At 64.3% G+C, this 16,960-nt stretch carries 22 protein-coding genes; 14 read left to right on the top strand and 8 right to left on the bottom strand.

All coding sequences use genetic code 11. The annotated features are described in order from the left end of the window. Window positions 1-2: 2 nt before the first annotated feature. From LCM4577_RS01805 to hslV, 3 genes are read right to left on the bottom strand one after another with little or no spacing between them, the layout of a single operon-like run. Entirely contained in the window at window positions 3-602 is a 600-nt protein-coding gene (locus LCM4577_RS01805) for a DUF2585 domain-containing protein (RefSeq protein ID WP_071069269.1), read from the bottom strand. Between the two features lie 4 nt (window positions 603-606). Then, window positions 607-1,131, bottom strand: coding sequence for a GNAT family N-acetyltransferase (locus tag LCM4577_RS01800; protein WP_071069267.1), 525 nt, complete (start codon window positions 1,129-1,131; stop codon window positions 607-609). 23 nt (window positions 1,132-1,154) lie between these two features. Next, entirely contained in the window at window positions 1,155-1,706 is a 552-nt protein-coding gene (gene hslV, locus LCM4577_RS01795) for an ATP-dependent protease subunit HslV (protein ID WP_040986886.1), read from the bottom strand. A 218-nt stretch (window positions 1,707-1,924) separates the two neighbouring features. Here hslV and hisB point away from each other — a divergent pair, with 218 nt between their 5' ends. The 9 genes from hisB (at window position 1,925) to coaA (ending at window position 7,697) form a co-directional block, all read left to right on the top strand. After that, window positions 1,925-2,521, top strand: a complete 597-nt coding sequence (gene hisB, locus LCM4577_RS01790; RefSeq protein WP_071069265.1) for an imidazoleglycerol-phosphate dehydratase HisB — start codon at window positions 1,925-1,927, stop codon at window positions 2,519-2,521. Between the two features lie 4 nt (window positions 2,522-2,525). Next, entirely contained in the window at window positions 2,526-2,999 is a 474-nt protein-coding gene (locus LCM4577_RS01785) for a DUF2628 domain-containing protein (RefSeq protein WP_071069263.1), read from the top strand. A gap of 1 nt (window position 3,000) precedes the next feature. Continuing rightward, window positions 3,001-3,651 (top strand): imidazole glycerol phosphate synthase subunit HisH, encoded by a 651-nt coding sequence (gene hisH / locus LCM4577_RS01780; protein WP_071069261.1) that lies wholly within the window; start codon window positions 3,001-3,003, stop codon window positions 3,649-3,651. Between the two features lie 2 nt (window positions 3,652-3,653). Then, the gene (locus tag LCM4577_RS01775; protein ID WP_041009837.1) at window positions 3,654-3,944 is read left to right on the top strand and encodes a DUF1330 domain-containing protein; all 291 of its coding nucleotides are present in this window, start codon (window positions 3,654-3,656) and stop codon (window positions 3,942-3,944) included. 3 nt (window positions 3,945-3,947) lie between these two features. Beyond that, entirely contained in the window at window positions 3,948-4,694 is a 747-nt protein-coding gene (gene hisA, locus LCM4577_RS01770; protein WP_071069259.1) for a 1-(5-phosphoribosyl)-5-[(5-phosphoribosylamino)methylideneamino]imidazole-4-carboxamide isomerase, read from the top strand. Further along, a complete protein-coding gene (locus LCM4577_RS01765; protein WP_071069257.1) occupies window positions 4,691-5,530 on the top strand; it encodes an arginase family protein in 840 nt (279 codons plus the stop codon). Before hisA ends, LCM4577_RS01765 begins: the two co-directional genes overlap by 4 nt. Further along, window positions 5,527-6,321, top strand: a complete 795-nt coding sequence (gene hisF, locus LCM4577_RS01760; RefSeq protein ID WP_071069255.1) for an imidazole glycerol phosphate synthase subunit HisF — start codon at window positions 5,527-5,529, stop codon at window positions 6,319-6,321. Before LCM4577_RS01765 ends, hisF begins: the two co-directional genes overlap by 4 nt. 9 nt (window positions 6,322-6,330) lie before the next feature. Next, window positions 6,331-6,654: a phosphoribosyl-ATP diphosphatase gene (locus tag LCM4577_RS01755; RefSeq protein WP_071031887.1), complete on the top strand. Its 324-nt coding sequence runs from the start codon at window positions 6,331-6,333 to the stop codon at window positions 6,652-6,654. Window positions 6,655-6,737: 83 nt separating this feature from the next. Continuing rightward, on the top strand, window positions 6,738-7,697 hold the full coding sequence (gene coaA / locus LCM4577_RS01750) for a type I pantothenate kinase (protein ID WP_040986868.1): 960 nt from the start codon (window positions 6,738-6,740) through the stop codon (window positions 7,695-7,697). A 63-nt stretch (window positions 7,698-7,760) separates the two neighbouring features. Here coaA and LCM4577_RS01745 read toward each other — a convergent pair whose 3' ends face one another. The 5 genes from LCM4577_RS01745 to LCM4577_RS01725 all read right to left on the bottom strand — a co-directional run bounded on the left by LCM4577_RS01745 (window position 7,761) and on the right by LCM4577_RS01725 (window position 12,619). Further along, the gene (locus LCM4577_RS01745; RefSeq protein ID WP_157900444.1) at window positions 7,761-8,930 is read right to left on the bottom strand and encodes a glycosyltransferase family 87 protein; all 1,170 of its coding nucleotides are present in this window, start codon (window positions 8,928-8,930) and stop codon (window positions 7,761-7,763) included. Between the two features lie 87 nt (window positions 8,931-9,017). Continuing rightward, window positions 9,018-9,662: an alpha-ketoglutarate-dependent dioxygenase AlkB gene (locus LCM4577_RS01740; RefSeq protein WP_071069251.1), complete on the bottom strand. Its 645-nt coding sequence runs from the start codon at window positions 9,660-9,662 to the stop codon at window positions 9,018-9,020. 213 nt (window positions 9,663-9,875) lie between these two features. Beyond that, window positions 9,876-10,346: a peptidoglycan-binding protein LysM gene (gene lysM, locus LCM4577_RS01735; RefSeq protein WP_071031883.1), complete on the bottom strand. Its 471-nt coding sequence runs from the start codon at window positions 10,344-10,346 to the stop codon at window positions 9,876-9,878. A gap of 79 nt (window positions 10,347-10,425) precedes the next feature. Continuing rightward, a complete protein-coding gene (gene arfB, locus LCM4577_RS01730; protein WP_071031882.1) occupies window positions 10,426-10,863 on the bottom strand; it encodes an alternative ribosome rescue aminoacyl-tRNA hydrolase ArfB in 438 nt (145 codons plus the stop codon). 145 nt (window positions 10,864-11,008) lie between these two features. After that, a complete protein-coding gene (locus tag LCM4577_RS01725; protein ID WP_071069249.1) occupies window positions 11,009-12,619 on the bottom strand; it encodes a phosphoenolpyruvate carboxykinase in 1,611 nt (536 codons plus the stop codon). Window positions 12,620-12,960: 341 nt separating this feature from the next. On the opposite strand from LCM4577_RS01725, the gene LCM4577_RS01720 reads away from it, so the two are divergent. The 5 genes from LCM4577_RS01720 (at window position 12,961) to LCM4577_RS01700 (ending at window position 16,927) form a co-directional block, all read left to right on the top strand. Further along, window positions 12,961-13,662: a response regulator transcription factor gene (locus LCM4577_RS01720; RefSeq protein WP_006201274.1), complete on the top strand. Its 702-nt coding sequence runs from the start codon at window positions 12,961-12,963 to the stop codon at window positions 13,660-13,662. A gap of 145 nt (window positions 13,663-13,807) precedes the next feature. Then, a complete protein-coding gene (locus LCM4577_RS01715; protein WP_041009817.1) occupies window positions 13,808-15,592 on the top strand; it encodes a sensor histidine kinase in 1,785 nt (594 codons plus the stop codon). A 14-nt stretch (window positions 15,593-15,606) separates the two neighbouring features. Continuing rightward, entirely contained in the window at window positions 15,607-16,068 is a 462-nt protein-coding gene (locus LCM4577_RS01710) for an HPr kinase/phosphorylase (protein WP_071069247.1), read from the top strand. A gap of 164 nt (window positions 16,069-16,232) precedes the next feature. Then, window positions 16,233-16,634 carry a PTS sugar transporter subunit IIA gene (locus tag LCM4577_RS01705; RefSeq protein ID WP_040986851.1) on the top strand — a complete coding sequence of 134 codons (402 nt, stop codon included), beginning with the start codon at window positions 16,233-16,235 and terminating at the stop codon, window positions 16,632-16,634. After that, a complete protein-coding gene (locus LCM4577_RS01700) occupies window positions 16,631-16,927 on the top strand; it encodes an HPr family phosphocarrier protein (protein WP_040986849.1) in 297 nt (98 codons plus the stop codon). The genes LCM4577_RS01705 and LCM4577_RS01700 overlap by 4 nt, the downstream gene beginning before the upstream one ends. Window positions 16,928-16,960: the final 33 nt, after the last annotated feature.

Genomic DNA, 16,960 nt, shown 5'->3' with positions numbered 1-16,960 from the left:
ACTCAAATTCCACTTTGCCACTGCCTGATGGACTCGAACGGATGCAGCAGCATGATCACGTTGAGCGTCAGATTGTCCCGGATGATGTAACCCGTGCCGAGCTCGAAGATGAGCGCCAGGGCCACGATCACCCATATAGGTAGCTTTCGCGCCATCACAAATCCCAGCGCCATGAACAGCGTGTCGGACACCGAATTGATGATCGAATCGCCGTAATAGCTGAGCGAGATGGTGCCGGCGCGGTAGCGGTCGATGATGAAAGGGCTGTTTTCCAGGATTTCCCAGCCGCCTTCGATGAGTACGGCGAAGGCGAGCCTCAGACCGATCGGCGAGCGCGGGAACAGCGCCCAGGCCAGCGCGTAGAACAGGAAGCCGTGGATGATGTGCGAGAAGGTGTACCAGTCGGCGATGTGCTGGGAATTCTCCGAGCTGTTGACCACGCCGTGCCAGAGCTTGACGTAGCCGCAGGTGCAGATCGGCGGATGCCCCATGCCGTACAAGGCGCCCGCCTGGAAGATGATCAAGGCGAGGACCAGCAGCAGGCCCATGCGCCAGCTGTCTTCATAGGCCGAAAGCGTCTTATCCCCTTCAGGCGCAGTCATCCACTCAGTCCCCCAGATTTTCGTCGTCTTCATCGGCGTCGACGGCCATCAGCACGACGTCCCCATATTGCGAATGCCTGCGGCCGATCGGCCTGAAGCCGGCCTTCCCATAGGCGCGGATGGCGCGGCCATTGTCGGGATGCGGATCGATGATGACGCGCGGCGCGCCCTCCTCGAACAATTCCTCGACGAACTGGCGCACGATGGCCGAGCCATGGCCGATGCCGACCAGCTCCGGCGGACCGATCGACAGATCGATGCCAAGCGTGCCGAAGGGCTGATCCGCATAGGGGTGATCGTCCTCCATATGCGGATCGTAGCTTTGCAGGTAGGCAATCGGCCTGCCGTCGAGTTCGACGATCAGCGGCTCCACCGAGACCGACTCGATATGCTCGCGGATCTCGGCGATCTCCTTGTCCGGATCGTCCCACCACTCAGCGACATGCGGCTCGCGCAGCCACCGGGCGATCAACGGCAGGTCCTTTTCCGTGACCGGCCGAAAATCGTAGCTATGTTCCTGATCGACCATGATCTCCTCCCCGATCACGGACCTCAGGCGGCGTCGAGCGTTTCGACAACGAAATTGTTGTTGGTGTAGACGCAGATGTCGGACGCGATCTGCATGGCCTTGCGGGCGATCTCCTCGGCGTCCTTGTCGGTGTCGATGAGGGCGCGGGCCGCGGCAAGCGCGTAGTTGCCGCCGGAACCGATGGCCATGACCCCATGCTCGGGCTCGAGCACGTCGCCATTGCCGGTCAGCGCCAGCGAGACCGACTTGTCGGCGACCAGCATCATGGCCTCCAGGCGGCGCAGATAGCGGTCGGTGCGCCAGTCCTTGGCGAGCTCGACGCAGGCGCGCGTCAGCTGGTCGGGATATTGCTCGAGCTTGGCTTCGAGCCGCTCGAGCAAAGTGAAGGCGTCGGCGGTGGCGCCGGCGAAGCCGGCAATGACGCTGCCGCCCTTGCCGATGCGGCGCACCTTGCGGGCATTGCCCTTCATGATCGTCTGGCCCAGGCTGACCTGGCCGTCGCCGGCGATCACGACCTTGTTGCCCTTGCGCACGCTGATGATGGTCGTGGCGTGCATGGTGAGTTCATTCGACATGTTCTGCTCCGATTCGCGCTATCCCTTGAAAAGGCGATTGGCGCGGTACGAGTAAGTTTGATCGGCCATATGTATGCATAGGGCCAACGATTGCAAACCGCCCCTCGGCCGAGGCCGATGGCGACCGGAATGGCAACTGGCAATCGCCGGATCATGCTGATAGAAGGCTTTCGTTTTCAAGCCCCGGCGCCTCCGAACAGGGCAACAAGGACAGAGCGATGACGCGTTCGGCCGAAGTCAGCCGCAAGACCAAGGAAACCGAGATTTCGGTCTCCATCGATGTCGACGGCAAGGGAAAATCCGACATTTCGACCGGCGTCGGCTTCTTCGACCATATGCTCGACCAGCTGTCGCGGCATTCACTGGTCGACATGACCATCAAGGCCAAGGGYGACCTGCATATCGACGACCACCACACGGTCGAGGACACCGGCATCGCGATCGGCCAGGCCTTGAGCAAGGCGCTGGGCGAGCRGCGCGGCATCATGCGCTATGCCTCGATCGACCTTGCCATGGACGAGACGCTGACCAGGGCGGCGATCGACGTCTCCGGCCGGCCCTTCCTGGTCTGGAACGTCGCCTTCTCGTCGCCGAAGATCGGCACGTTCGACACGGAGCTGGTGCGCGAGTTCTTCCAGGCGCTGGCGCAGAATGCCGGCATCACGCTGCATGTGACCAACCATTACGGCGCCAACAACCATCATATCGCCGAAACCTGCTTCAAGGCGGTGGCGCGGGCGTTGCGCGCAGCGCTGGAGCCCGATCCACGCCAGCCCGATGCGGTGCCGTCCACAAAGGGATCCCTGAAAGGATAACCCTATGGCGATCTATGTCGTGATGCAGCCGCCGGCCGGCGACAGGGCCGAGGACGCAAGCTTCGTGCGCGACAGCTTCACCTGGCTGGGTTTCCTGGTCGCGCCGCTCTGGCTCGCCTGGCACCGTATGTGGATCGAGGCGGCTTTGACCTTCCTCGTCATGGCGATCCTGTCCGTGGCCGGCGAGCGGCTCGGGCTCGAAGGGACGGGATCGCTGCTGTCGCTGCTGGTCTCGCTCTATATCGGCTTCGAAGGCCAGGGCCTGCGCATCGCTTCGCTGCGGCGGCGCGGCTGGCGCGAATGGGGCGTGGTCGAGGCCGGCAATCTCGCCGATGCCGAGACGCGCCACGCGCTGGAAGCCGGCGGGGAGAGCGAAGAACAGCCGGCCCTGCCGCGCATCGTGCCGGATGCATCCCAGGCACGTCCGCCACAGACAGGCATGGCGCTCGGCCTGACCCATACGCCTGGAAGGCCCTGACATGCGGGTAGCCATCATCGACTACGGCTCGGGCAATCTGCGCTCGGCCACCAAGGCGTTCGAGCGCGCCGCGCATGAGGCGGGCCTTGCAGCGTCCATCGAGCTGACGGCCGACGCCGAGCGCGTGCGTTCCTCCGACCGCATCGTGCTGCCGGGCGTCGGCGCCTATGCCGACTGCGCCGCCGGCCTGCATGCGGTGCCAGGCATGTGGGAGGCGGTGGAGGAAGTCGCGCTTCGCAAAGGGCGGCCGTTCCTCGGCATCTGCGTCGGCATGCAGCTGATGTCGGAACGCGGGTTGGAAAAGACCGTGACCAAGGGCCTCGGCTGGATCGCCGGCGACGTCAAGGAGATCACGCCCACTAACCCGGCACTGAAGATCCCGCAGATCGGCTGGAACACGATCGAGCTCGTCCGCCCGCATCCGCTGTTTTCCGGCATCGAGACCGGCCCGAAAGGGCTGCACGCCTATTTCGTCCATTCCTACCACCTGGATGCGAAGAACCCGGCGGAGATCGTGGCGACCGCCGACTATGGCGGCGCGGTGACGGCGGCGGTGGCGCGCGACAACCTCGCCGGCACGCAGTTCCATCCCGAAAAGAGCCAGGCGCTCGGCCTGGCGCTGATTACCAATTTCCTGAAATGGAGGCCCTGAAAATGAGCAAGAAGGGCTATTGGATGGCGATGATCGACGTCCGCGATCCCGACGTCTACAAGCAGTATATCGAAGCGAACGCCGTCGCCTTCGCGAAATACGGCGCGAAGTTCACGGTCCGCGCGGGCCGCTACGAGAGTCCGGAAGGAGCGACCGGCAACCGGCACGTGCTGGTCGAGTTCGACAGCTACGACAAGGCGATCGAATGCTATCATTCGCCTGAATACCAGCATGCCTCGAAGTTCCGGCTTGCCGCTTCGACCGGCCATTTCGTCATCGTCGAGGGCGCCTGACCCATGATCCTGTTTCCGGCCATCGACCTCAAGGACGGTCAATGCGTGCGCCTGAAGCACGGCGACATGGCCACCGCGACCATCTACAACGACGATCCCGGCGCGCAGGCTAAGGCCTTCGAGGACCAGGGGTTCGAATGGCTGCACGTCGTCGACCTGAACGGCGCCTTCAAGGGCCAGAGCGTCAACTCCGCCGCGGTCGGCGCCATCCTCAAGGCGACGAAGAACCCGGTGCAGCTCGGCGGCGGCATCCGCACCTTGCCGCAGATCGAAGACTGGCTGGATCGCGGCCTCGCCCGCGTCATCCTCGGCACGATCGCGGTGCGCGAGCCGGAGTTGGTCAAGCAAGCCTGCAAGGCTTTTCCCGGCAAGGTCGCCGTCGGCATCGACGCCAAGGGCGGCAAGGTCGCGGTCGAAGGCTGGGCGGAGGCCTCCGAGCTCGGCGTCATCGAGCTGGCGAAGAAATTCGAGGGCGCCGGTGTGGCCGCCATCATCTACACCGACATCGACCGCGACGGCGTGCTTTCCGGCATCAACTGGGATTCGACGATCAGCCTCGCCGAGGCGGTGTCTATCCCGGTGATCGCGTCCGGCGGCCTCGCCTCGATCGCCGACATCGTGCGCATGACCATGCCCGATGCGCAAAAACTGGAAGGCGCGATCTCGGGCCGCGCCCTATATGATGGACGTATCGACCCGGCCGAGGCGCTGGCGATCCTGCGCGGCGAGCGGGCGGAGGCAGAACAGTGAACATTTCGATCATTCTGGCATCCTATGACAGCGGCCACTTCCACGGCGGCTGCGGCCAGGGCCCGGACGCGCTGATCTCGGGCGGGCTGGCCGAGGCGTTGAAGCTCGCCGGCCACGATGTCGAGGTGAACGACATCGGCAAGGTGGTCGAGGACGAAGAAGAGCGCGAGATCAGCACCGGATTTGCCGTCTGCAACGCCGTTTCGGGTGAAGTCCGCATAGCGCTGGACAAGAAGCGGTTTCCAATCGTGCTGGCCGGCAACTGCCTGACCGCCGCCGGCGCCGTGGCCGGCGCCGGCGCCGACGCCATCATCTGGGCCGACCAGCATGGCGACCTCAACACGCCGGAAACCACCACGACGGGCTTTCTCGACGGCATGGCGCTGGCGACCGCGCTCGGCCTCTGCTGGCGAGCGATGGCGACACAGATTCCGGGCTTCAAGCCGGTCGACCCGTCGCGCTGCGTTCTGGTCAATGCGCGCGACCTCGACGGCGCGGAGAAGGAACTGCTGGAAAGGCTGCCGATCATCCGGACCGAGTGTCCCGACTGGAAGGCTGCTGCGCAACGGCTGAAAGCCGACGGCGCGCGGCAGGTCCACATGCACGTCGACCTCGACGTGCACGACCCCGAGAAGCTGCAGGCCAACCGCTACACCACGCCCGGCGGTCCGGCGCCGGAGCAGGTGCGCACCGCGATGTGCGGCCTCGCCGGCCCGCTCAGCATCGCCGGATTGACCATTTCCGCCTACGATCCGGCCTTCGACCCCAAGGGCGACGTGCCGCCGCTGGTCGGCGAGCTGGTGGTCGACCTGCTCTCAACCCTGGAGGGCAAGTGATGCTGAAGGCCCGCGTCATCCCTTGCCTCGACGTCAAGAACGGCCGCGTCGTCAAGGGCGTCAATTTCGTCGACCTCGTCGATGCCGGCGACCCGGTCGAGGCCGCCAAGGCGTATGACGCGGCCGGCGCCGACGAGCTCTGCTTCCTCGACATCACCGCATCGTCCGACAACCGCGAGACGATCTTCGACGTCGTCGCCCGTACGGCCGAGCAGTGCTTCATGCCGCTCACCGTCGGCGGCGGCGTGCGCCAGGTGGCCGACATCCGCAAGCTGCTGCTGGCCGGCGCCGACAAGGTGTCGATCAACACGGCGGCGGTGAAGAACCCGGATTTCGTCGCGGAAGCGGCCGACAAGTTCGGCAACCAATGCATCGTCGTGGCGATCGACGCCAAGAAGGTGTCGGCGCAGGGCGAGGCCGACCGCTGGGAGATCTTCACCCATGGCGGGCGCGAGAAGACCGGCATCGACGCCGTCGCCTTCGCCAGGCGCATGGTCGAGCGCGGCGCCGGCGAGATTCTTTTGACCTCGATGGACCGCGACGGCACCAAGGCGGGCTACGACATTGCGCTCACCCGGGCCATCGCCGACGCCGTGCGCGTGCCGGTGATCGCATCGGGCGGCGTCGGAACGCTCGATCACCTCGTCGAAGGCATTCGCAACGGCCATGCCGGCGCCGTGCTTGCCGCCTCGATCTTCCATTTCGGCACCTACACGATCGCCGAAGCCAAGGCGCATATGGCCAAAGCCGGCCTGCCGATGCGGCTGGACTTGGCGGCTCGTGGGGCATAAATAGCTGTTATGGCAGACTTTTCGCTCGCCGAGCTGGAACAGATCATTCATCAGCGCGCCCATTCCGGCGACCCGGACTCATGGACGGCGAAACTGTTCGCCAAGGGCGTGGACAAGGCGGCGCAGAAGCTCGGCGAAGAAGCGGTCGAAACCGTGATCGCCGCCGTCCGCGGCGACCGCCAGGCCCTCGTTTCGGAAAGCGCCGATCTTCTGTATCATTGGCTGGTCGTCCTCGGCATAGCGGGCATTCCGCTGGACGATGTGCTGAAGGAGCTCGAGGGCCGCACCGGCCGCTCGGGCATCGCCGAAAAGGCGTCCCGTCCCCGGGGCTGATGAACGAAACGGACGGAACATGATGTCGCCCGAAAACCGCTTCGCACTTTTCGGCATCATGTTCTAGGAGGGCAGGAAACCCGATGGACCAGCTGGCTCCGACCGAGAAGTACTCCCCGTTTCGATTCTTCTCCGCCGAGCAATGGTCGCAGTTCCGCGCCGACACGCCGCTGACGCTGACCGGGGACGAGATCGACAGGCTGCGCTCACTCAACGATCCGGTCGACCTTGAAGAGGTCAAGCGCATCTACCTGTCGCTGTCCCGACTTTTGTCGGCTCATGTCGAGGCGAGCCAACTTCTCTACCGGCAGCGCCAGGCCTTCTTCAAGGCGCAGGACGTGGTCAAGACGCCTTTCATCATCGGCATCGCCGGCTCGGTCGCGGTCGGCAAGTCGACCACGGCGCGCGTGCTGAAGGAGTTGCTGGCGCGCTGGCCGTCGAGCCCGAAGGTCGACCTCATCACCACCGATGGCTTCCTCTTGCCCAACGAGATCCTGCGCCGCGACAATCTAATGGAGCGCAAGGGCTTTCCGGAGAGCTACGACGTCGGCGCGCTGCTGAGGTTCCTGTCCGGCATCAAGTCGGGGCAGCGCGATGTCCGCGCGCCGGTCTATTCGCACCTGACCTATGACGTCATTCCGGGCGAGTTCGTCACCATCGACCGGCCGGACATCCTGATCTTCGAAGGCATCAACGTGCTGCAGCCGGGCAAGCTGCCGAAGGACGGCAAGATCGTGCCGTTCCTGTCCGACTTCTTCGACTTCGCCATCTATATCGATGCCGACGAGAAGCTGATCCATCAGTGGTACATCCAGCGTTTCATGCGGCTGCGCGAAACCGCCTTCCGCAATCCGGACTCCTTTTTCCACCGCTATTCGCAGCTTTCCGGGGATGCCGCGCGAGCCATCGCGGAGGGGCTGTGGGCCAACATCAACCTGAAGAACCTGCGCGAGAACATTCTGCCGACCAGGGCCCGGGCCGACCTCATCCTGCGCAAGGGCGCCAACCACCTGATCGAGGAAGTGGCGTTAAGGAAATTGTGAGGCCGCGCGCGAGGCCGGATCGCTGCGCGTCTTTGCCGGTGCGCAATTCCGGACGGAAAATCGCTACGCCAGGGACGGCTCTCCGGAGACTTCAGCCTTCCGGCTTCTCGTCCATACAGAAAACAGCATCCAGGCGGCGAGGAACAGCGGGACCAGCACGGCGACGCAGTATCCGCCCCAGGTGAAAAAATGCCCGACGAAAGGCYAGAGCCAGCAAACGGCGAGTATCAATCGGGGTGGCCTTGACGTCATTGTGGCCAGCATGGCGACCGCCACGGCCAGACCGATCGTGTCGTAGGTATAGCCATAAGGCGTGGCAAGGATGGCAAGGACAGCGGTGAGCGCCACGCGTTCCTGATGCGAGACCTGGCGCCCTGGCCACCAGAGCCAGACCGCCACCGCGATGGAAACGACGGTCGCGATCGCCTGCACGCCATAGGCGGCGGCCAGCCCCAAGCCGATTGCCCTCGCCGTGAAGAACACCGTTATCGCGTTGTATTGGTAGGGCTGCGGATAAGGAGCCTCCATGATCGCCGTCATCAACGGACGGGTTTCGGTCAGGAACAGCCGCCAGACATCGAAGCCAAAGAACAGGCCGGTGGCGACGGCGATCACGACGGCGGTCCCGATGGCGGCGAGAATGGCTCGCCAATTGCCGCTGGCAAGCAGGCAGAAAGGCACCAGAATGCCAAGATGCGGCTTGATCGTCAGCAGGCCGAACAAGATACCAGCCAGCACCGGACGCCTTGGCGCCACGGCGAGACCTCCGATCAACAGAGCCGTCGTCAGCGCGCCGTTCTGGCCGAACACCGAGTTCCAGATAACGGCGGGACTCAAGACAATCGCCAGTTCCAGGGCCGTTCCGAGCTTCAGCGGCCGTATCGCCAGCCACAGGCACAGCACGGTCCCAACCGTCCAGGTCAGATAAGCAGGCAGGATCGGCAAGGTCGCAAGCGGAACGCCGAGCAAGAGGATGCTCGGCGGATAGCTCCATTCCTGATTTTGAAGGTCGGGCGAAAACATGGCGCGCAGCGCCGCGCGGTAGGCGTCCACATCGAAAAGGACGGCGACGTGGCCGTCAATAGCCATGCGCGACCCTGCCCAGAGGTTCGTGAAATCCCAGTAGGGAAGCCTGTGCGAAAGTTCGGAAAACCCCCTGCCGTCGAGGTTCCACAACATGCTCAGGTAGACCTCGGCCATCCAGATACCGATCATCGATACGACCGTGACCATGGCCACGTCCAAGAGGCTTCGGCTCCTGATCCAGTTCGGTTCCATGACGACCTCGGTTTCGCAACCGCGGTTGTAGCCCGGGTGTCCTTAAGATCGCGTTGCGCCAGGGAGTGGTCGGCCGGGCACCGTCACCCGCCGCAACGTCAGATTGATGCGGCCGCCATTCTTCAGCAGGGCCGACGTCGCGGGGTAGATGCGGTCGACGCCGTGGAAGGCGAGGCGCCCTTCGCCGCCAAGCACGACGACGTCGCCGCTCTTCAGCCTGAACGATTTCGTGCCGTCCTCCCGCCTGTTCTGGCCGACCCGGAACAGGCAGTCGTCGCCCAGCGAGACCGACACCACGGGCGCGGCGAAATCCTTTTCGTCACGATCCTGATGCAGGCCCATCTTGGCATCCGCCGCATAGAAGTTGACCAGACATGCCTCGGGCGGATGCGGATAGGCCGAGACCTCGCGCCACACTTTCAGCAAGGCTTCCGGGATCGGCGGCCAGGGCTCGCCCGTCACCGGATGCGTGGGCTGGTAGCGATAGCCGCGCTCCTTGTCGGTCACCCAGCCAAGCGCGCCGCAATTGGTCATGCGCACGCTCATCTCCTTGCCGGTGCGCGRCATGGCCGGAACGTAGAGGGGTGCAGCCTGCACGACGCGCCTGATCTCCTCGACCAGCGCCTCCTGGGCGGGGCGCGCGAGGTAACCCGGCATATGGCGGACGCCTTTGGGCAAAACGAGCATGGGTCGATCCGGTTGACTTCAGAGCAGGATGACGTTTCGTTGAATCGTCATCCTGCTCTAACTCTTTGTTGGAGCATGATCTTTTCCGAAAACCGATACCCACTTTCCGGGATCATGCTCTAGCGATGCGGTTGACTGAGCCAAGCATGCCACCGGCAAAAGAAAACGGCGACCCGAAAGCCGCCGTTCCGTTCTCCGATATCGTTTGGCCGGTCAGGCAAGGTCGGGGATGCGCAGTACCTGGCCCGGATAGATCTTGTCCGGATGCGTCAGCATCGGCTTGTTGGCCTCGAAGATGACGGTGTTCTTGGCACCTTGGCCCTTGCCGTAGCTCTTTTCGGCGATCTTCCAGAGGTTGTCGCCCTTCTGGACTGTGTAGAAGGTCGGTTCCTTGGCCGGCGCCGCCTGGCCGGCGCCAGGCGCGACCTTGAGCTCGTCGGCCTGCACCTTGGAGACGCCGAGCGTGTTGCCGACGGCGATCACCGCCTTTTCGAAGACCGACTGATCCTTGACCGTGCCTTTCAGGACCGCGGTGTCGCCCTGGACGGCGACCTCGACACCGTCCGTGCCCAGCTTGTGCGAATCGAGCTCCTTCTTCAACGTATCCGCGGTTGGCGACGCCTCGTCGTCGCCGCCGATGCCGAGCTTCTTGCCGACGCCTTTGACGAAATCGAAAATACCCATTGCTGGTCTCCTCGCTGTTGCAGCAATCGGAGCTTGCCATCTGCAACCCAGAATTGGAAGCAGCCGATTTCAACCGTGCTTAATCGCTGTCGACACGACCGCGCAGCTTTTTCACCGTCGAGCGGCCCGCCTTGCTCTTGAGGCGGCGCTCCACGGCGCCTTTGGACGGCCTGGTCTTCTTGCGCGGCGGCGGTGGCGGCTCGGCCGCCTTGGCGATCAACGCCGTCAGCCGCGCCCGCGCGTCGGCGCGGTTCTGCTCCTGGGTGCGGAAGCGGCCGGCCTCGATGACGATGACGCCGTCCTTGGTGGCGCGCTGGCCGGCAAGCTTGATGGCGCGCTCGCGCACACGCTCGGACAGGCCCGAAGCGTTCGCCGCGTCGAAGCGCAGCTGCACCGCGGTCGCCACCTTGTTGACGTTCTGGCCGCCCGGGCCGGACGAGCGGATGAAATCCTCGTGCAGGTCGCCCGGGCGGATAACGGCTTCGCCGGTGATGATGATGTCGTCGTCGCTCGCCATGGAAGCACTCATGACGCGATGGCCACAAAAAGAAAAGGCCCGGTGTGAACCGGGCCTGGAGCAATTTCAGGAAAAGTGTGAGCGGTTTTCCGCCTGGAAATTGCGATAAAACAAAGGGATGGAGGTAAGACGCTCGAGGCAGCGATTATTCGGCCGCCTCCTGCAGACGCGGCGCCGCGCCCATGATGGTCGCGTCGACATGCGCCTCGAACTTCTCGAAATTGGTCGCGAACATACCGACCAGCCTCGCGGCCTGGCGGTCATAGGCAGCCTTGTCGGCCCAGGTCGAGCGCGGATCGAGAATGGCGCCGTCGACACCCGGGACCGCCACCGGCACCTCGAAGCCGAAATTGGCGTCGGTGCGGAACTCGGCCGACTTCAGCGAACCGTCGAGCGCCGCGCCCAGCAAGGCGCGCGTCACCTTGATCGGCATGCGGCGGCCGGTGCCGTAGGCGCCCCCGGTCCAGCCGGTGTTGACCAGCCAGCAGTCGACGCCGTGGCTGGCGATGAGCTCGCGCAGCAGATTGCCGTATTCGGACGGATGACGCGGCATGAACGGGGCGCCGAAGCAGGTCGAGAAGGTCGCCTCCGGCTCGGTGACGCCCTTTTCCGTGCCTGCGACCTTGGCGGTGTAGCCCGACAGGAAGTGGTACATGGCCTGCGCCGGCGTCAGCTTGGCGATCGGCGGCATGACGCCAAAGGCGTCGGCGGTCAGCATGATGATGTTCCTCGGGTGACCGGCGCGGCCGGTCTTCGAGGCGTTGGGGATGAAGTCCAGCGGATAGGCGCAGCGCGTGTTCTCGGTGAGGCTGCCGTCGTTGAAGTCCGGAACGCGGCCGGCGTCGAGCACGACGTTCTCCAGCACCGTGCCGAAGCGCTGCGTGGTGGCGAAGATCTCAGGCTCCGCCTCGGCCGACAGCCTGATCGTCTTGGCGTAGCAGCCGCCCTCGAAATTGAAGATGCCGTGCGGACCCCAGCCATGCTCGTCGTCGCCGATCAGCGTGCGCGACGGATCGGCGGAAAGCGTCGTCTTGCCGGTGCCGGACAGGCCGAAGAACACCGCCGCGTCGCCGTCCGGCCCCTCATTGGCCGAACAGTGCATCGGCATCACGCCCTTTGCCGGCAGCAGATAGTTCAGCATGGTGAAGACCGACTTCTTCATCTCGCCGGCATAGGAGGTGCCGCCGATCAGCACGATCTGGCGGGTGAGATCGACCGCGATCACCGTTTCGGTGCGGGTGCCGTGGCGCGCCGGATCGGCGCGAAAGGACGGCAGATCGATGATCGTCATCTGCGGCACGAAACGCTCGAGCTCCGCTTCTTCGGGACGGATCAGGAGATTGCGGATGAACAGCGAATGCCAGGCGAATTCGGTGACGACCCGGGTCGGCAGCTTGAGGTCGGCGTCGGCGCCGCCAACCAGGTCCTGGACATAGAGATCCTTGTCCGCCGCATGGGCGCGGAAGTCGGAAAGCAGTGCCTCGAACTGGGTAGGCGAGATCGCCCTGTTGTTGTCCCACCAGACATGCGGCTCGGTCGCCTCGTCGCGCACGACGAATTTGTCCTTCGGCGAGCGGCCGGTGTGCTGGCCAGTCTCGGCGACCAGCGCGCCCTGCGCGGTCAATCTCGCCTCGCCGCGCCTGATCGCTTCCTCGTAGAGTACGGCCGCGCCGAAATTGTAGCGCACCATGCCCGTGGTCTTGAGGCCGATCGCGTCAATAGCGCAGTCGGGGTTGCGTTTGCCGGCTTCCGACATCAAATTTCCTCTCTGGATTTGGCCGCATGTGACGGGAGGTTTCCCGAAGCCCGCACCGGGGCTGCCAGGTTCAGAACCAGAAAAGCCGAATGATATCAAATCATTAATCGATTTAAAAAATTTGAAAGTTGTTTAAATCGTTTATATGTGCAAAAAATCACAGACGTTGCCCAAAGGATTGGCAGCCTCGGTTCGTCCAATCCCAATCCGGGTGCGATGGTGTGTAGCGGCAGGCCGCCCGTGACTTCGAACAGGGTCCGTGCCACATTTTGTACCCAATTTGTCCTGCAAAAGCCCCTTCTCGACGACAGAAGGGACAGCTCATGAGGGAGCCGCTTGAAATGGCAACAATCGCGCTTGTCGACGACGACCGCAACATTCTGACCTCGGTGTCGATCGCGCTTGAATCCGAGGGCTATCGGGTCGAAACCTACACCGATGGCGCGTCGGCGCTGGAAGGCCTGGCGGCGCGGCCGCCGAATCTTGCCATCCTCGACATCAAGATGCCGCGCATGGACGGCATGGAGCTGTTGCGCCGCATGCGCCAGAAGTCGGACCTGCCGGTCATCTTCCTGACCTCGAAGGACGACGAGATCGACGAATTGTTCGGCCTCAAGATGGGCGCCGACGACTTCATCCGCAAACCGTTCTCGCAGCGCCTGCTGGTCGAGCGGGTGCGCGCGGTGCTCCGACGCACCAGCGCCCGCGAGGCGGCGGCCAAGGCGCCCAGCCAGCAGGCCCGCTCGCTCGAACGCGGCCAGTTGGTGATGGACCAGGAGCGGCACACCTGCACCTGGAAGGGCGAGCCGGTGACGCTGACGGTGACCGAGTTCCTCATCCTGCATTCGCTGGCACAGCGCCCGGGCGTGGTAAAAAGCCGTGATGCGCTGATGGATTCGGCCTATGATGAGCAGGTCTATGTCGACGACCGCACCATCGACAGCCACATCAAGCGGCTGCGCAAGAAGTTCAAGGCCGTCGACGACGACTTCGAGATGATCGAAACCCTTTACGGAGTCGGGTACCGGTTCCGCGAAGCTTGAATAGAATAGGTAGTAGGGAATAGTCAGTAGTCAGTTTATGATGATGCGAGCGGCCAGTCATGCATAGCCGCGGTCAGCCAATCATTTCCCTATTCGCTACTGCCTACTGCCTACTCACTACTCACTAAACAGGGCCTGCTAGTCGATGGCAGTGGAAGTAGAGCGAGGCAGACGGGCGGGGGCGGCAAAGCGTCCGCCGCGGATCGTGCCCGCCTTCGTGTCGAAAATCACGGTGCCGATGCGCCGGTTTCTCGGCCACCACATCTTCTCCAGCCTGACGCGGCGCATCCTGTTCCTCAACATGGCCGGCCTCGCCGTGCTGGTCACCGGCATCCTCTATCTCAACACATTCCGCGACGGGCTGATCGACGCGCGCGTCGAAAGCCTGATGACGCAGGGCGAGATCATCGCAGGCGCGATCGCGGCCTCGGCGACCGTCGAGACCGACTCGATCAGCATCGACCCGGAAAAGCTGCTCGAGCTGCAGGCCGGCGAGAGCCTTGGGCCAGGGTCCGACCAGCTCGACAATCTCGATTTCCCGATCAATCCGGAACGCGTCGCGCCGGTGCTGAGGCGCCTGATCTCGCCGACCCGCACCCGCGCCCGCATCTATGACCGCGACGCCAACCTGCTGCTCGATTCGCGGCATCTCTATTCGCGCGGCCAGATCCTGCGCTACGATTTGCCGCCGGTCGAGGACGAGCAGCCGGACCTCCTGGAACGGGTCGAGAAATTCATCTTCGACTTCTTCCGCAACAAGGACCTGCCGGTCTACCATGAGCAACCCGGCGGCAATGGCGCAGCCTTCCCGGAAGTGGTCAAGGCACTGACCGGCAGCCCCTCGACCATCGTGCGGGTGAGCGAGCAGGGCGAGCAGATCGTCTCCGTCGCGGTGCCGATCCAGCGCTTCCGCGCCGTGCTCGGCGTCTTGATGCTGTCCACCGAAGGCGGCGACATCGACAAGATCGTCGCGGCCGAGCGCAAGGCGATCCTGCGCGTGTTCGGGGTGGCGGCTCTCGTCACCGCGATCCTGTCGTTGCTTCTGGCGTCCACCATCGCCAATCCGCTGCGCCGGCTTTCCGCCGCCGCCGTCAGGGTGCGGCGCGGCGTCAAGAGCCGCGAGGAAATCCCCGATTTTTCCGATCGTCAGGACGAGATCGGCAATTTGTCCATTGCCGTGCGCGACATGACGAATGCGCTTTATGCGCGCATCGAGGCGATCGAAAGCTTCGCCGCCGACGTGTCGCATGAGCTGAAGAACCCGCTGACGTCGCTGCGCAGCGCGGTCGAGACGCTGCCTTTGGCGAAGAACGATACGTCTCGCGCGCGTCTGATGGAGATCATCCAGCACGACGTGAAGCGGCTCGACCGGCTGATCACCGACATCTCCGACGCGTCGCGGCTCGACGCCGAGCTCGCGCGCGACGATGCGGCGACGGTCGACCTGAAGAAGTTCATCACCGACCTCATCGCGGTCTCGCGCGAGACCACGCGCAACAAGAAGGCCGTCGAGATCGAGCTCAAGGTGGCCAAGCTGCCGGCCGGCGCCCGAGGCTATTTCGTTGTCGGCCACGACCTCAGGATCGGCCAGGTCATCACTAACCTGATCGAGAACGCGCGCTCCTTCGTGCCCGACGAGCACGGGCACATAGCGATCTCATTGGCGCGCGCGGGCAAGTTCAACATCATCACCGTCGACGACAACGGCCCGGGCATCCGGGCCGAGAAGATCGACCGCATCTTCGAGCGCTTCTATACCGACCGGCCAGCCGGCGAGGCGTTCGGCCAGAACTCCGGCCTCGGCCTGTCGATCAGCCGCCAGATCGTCGAGGCGCATGGCGGCACGCTGACGGCCGAGAACATCCCCGGCACCAAGCCCGGCGAGATCAAAGGCGCGCGTTTCGTGGTGACGCTGCCCGCGGAAGGCTGATCACCGAACCGAACATGCCGGACACCGCCACGAAGCCCCGCAACATCCATGGGACGGCCCTGCTGATCGGCGAGCATGGCGTGCTGATCACCGGGCCATCCGACGCCGGCAAGACGACGCTGGCGCTGGCGCTTGTCGATCATTGCCGCGCCCGCGGCATGTTTTCCCGGCTGGTCGGCGACGACCAGTTGTTTGCAGCCGCGCATGGCGGCCGGCTGGTGTGCCGCGCGCCGGCAAGCATCGCCGGACTCTGCGAGGTGCACGGGATCGGGCCGCGGCCGCTGGCATTCGAGCCGGCCGCCGTGATCGATCTGGTGGTTCGGCTTGTCGAACCGGCCGACATGGCGCGTCTGCAGGACGAGACCACGGAGACGATCGCCGGATGCCGGATGCCCCGCATCGACGTCGCCCGGCAGAATGTCACCGCCGCGCTGCCCATGCTGATGGCGCGGCTGTCGATCCAGCCTTTTTCATGATCCGCCCGGGGTTTTTTGCTGCGATGCGTCAAAATGGCCCGGGCCGCCGCAATTTTGGGCTTGTCAACCGGCCGTGCGTCGACAAGATAGCGCTCCCGCCGCCTGGAATGGCTGGCGAACATAAGATACGCCTGTGAAGCGGCGATGACGGGAGCCACCAGAGAATGATCGGACTCGTGCTCGTGACGCACGGTCAACTCGCCACCGAGTTCCGGCATGCCGTAGAGCATGTCGTCGGGCCGCAAGACAATTTCGAGACCGTGGCGATCGGCGCCGACGACGACATGGAGCAGCGCCGGGCCGACATCGTCGACGCGGTGGCGCGCGTCGACACCGGGGCCGGCGTCATCGTGCTCACCGACATGTTCGGCGGCACGCCCTCCAACCTTGCCATCTCGGTGATGGAATCCGGCCGCACCGAGGTGATCGCCGGCATGAACCTGCCGATGCTGATCAAGCTTTCCTCGATCCGCAAGGGCGACAACATGACCGCGGCGCTCGACGAGGCGCAGGCGGCGGGCCGCAAATACATCAACGTCGCCAGCCAGCTCCTGAGCAGCAAATGAACACATCGGCGCCGCAGACGGACGAGGTTGTGCGGGAGTTCCCGATCATCAACCAGCGCGGCCTGCATGCGCGCGCTTCGGCCAAGTTCGTGCAGGTCGCCAGCGGCTTCGACGCCACCATCCATGTCGAGAAGGACGGCGTGAAGGTCGGCGGCACCTCGATCATGGGCCTGATGATGCTGGCGGCGAGCCCGGGCTATTCGATTCGCGTCATCGCCAGCGGCCCGGAAGCCGTGCCGGCCATGGACGCGCTGGAGCAGCTGGTCGCCTCGCGTTTCGGCGAGGAAATCTAGTTCCCGGCTTCACATCTCGCTTTTCCAGGACAT

Origin of the sequence: Mesorhizobium sp. LCM 4577 (assembly GCF_001854795.2) — a bacterium.
Classification (GTDB): Bacteria; Pseudomonadota; Alphaproteobacteria; order Rhizobiales; family Rhizobiaceae; genus Mesorhizobium; species Mesorhizobium plurifarium.
Note: the sequence above shows the minus strand (reverse complement) of the source record. Positions and strands in the feature narration are given on the sequence as shown.

Coding starts and splice junctions, on each gene's coding strand:
- LCM4577_RS01710 (WP_071069247.1), top strand. CDS start 15,607: ATGCCGGACACCGCCACGAAGCCCCGCAACATCCATGGGACGGCCCTG.
- LCM4577_RS01800 (WP_071069267.1), bottom strand. CDS start 1,131: ATGGTCGATCAGGAACATAGCTACGATTTTCGGCCGGTCACGGAAAAG.
- lysM (WP_071031883.1), bottom strand. CDS start 10,346: ATGGGTATTTTCGATTTCGTCAAAGGCGTCGGCAAGAAGCTCGGCATC.
- hisH (WP_071069261.1), top strand. CDS start 3,001: ATGCGGGTAGCCATCATCGACTACGGCTCGGGCAATCTGCGCTCGGCC.
- hslV (WP_040986886.1), bottom strand. CDS start 1,706: ATGTCGAATGAACTCACCATGCACGCCACGACCATCATCAGCGTGCGC.
- hisA (WP_071069259.1), top strand. CDS start 3,948: ATGATCCTGTTTCCGGCCATCGACCTCAAGGACGGTCAATGCGTGCGC.
- LCM4577_RS01715 (WP_041009817.1), top strand. CDS start 13,808: ATGGCAGTGGAAGTAGAGCGAGGCAGACGGGCGGGGGCGGCAAAGCGT.
- LCM4577_RS01705 (WP_040986851.1), top strand. CDS start 16,233: ATGATCGGACTCGTGCTCGTGACGCACGGTCAACTCGCCACCGAGTTC.
- LCM4577_RS01775 (WP_041009837.1), top strand. CDS start 3,654: ATGAGCAAGAAGGGCTATTGGATGGCGATGATCGACGTCCGCGATCCC.
- coaA (WP_040986868.1), top strand. CDS start 6,738: ATGGACCAGCTGGCTCCGACCGAGAAGTACTCCCCGTTTCGATTCTTC.
- LCM4577_RS01700 (WP_040986849.1), top strand. CDS start 16,631: ATGAACACATCGGCGCCGCAGACGGACGAGGTTGTGCGGGAGTTCCCG.
- arfB (WP_071031882.1), bottom strand. CDS start 10,863: ATGGCGAGCGACGACGACATCATCATCACCGGCGAAGCCGTTATCCGC.
- LCM4577_RS01725 (WP_071069249.1), bottom strand. CDS start 12,619: ATGTCGGAAGCCGGCAAACGCAACCCCGACTGCGCTATTGACGCGATC.
- LCM4577_RS01720 (WP_006201274.1), top strand. CDS start 12,961: ATGGCAACAATCGCGCTTGTCGACGACGACCGCAACATTCTGACCTCG.
- LCM4577_RS01755 (WP_071031887.1), top strand. CDS start 6,331: ATGGCAGACTTTTCGCTCGCCGAGCTGGAACAGATCATTCATCAGCGC.
- LCM4577_RS01805 (WP_071069269.1), bottom strand. CDS start 602: ATGACTGCGCCTGAAGGGGATAAGACGCTTTCGGCCTATGAAGACAGC.
- LCM4577_RS01785 (WP_071069263.1), top strand. CDS start 2,526: ATGGCGATCTATGTCGTGATGCAGCCGCCGGCCGGCGACAGGGCCGAG.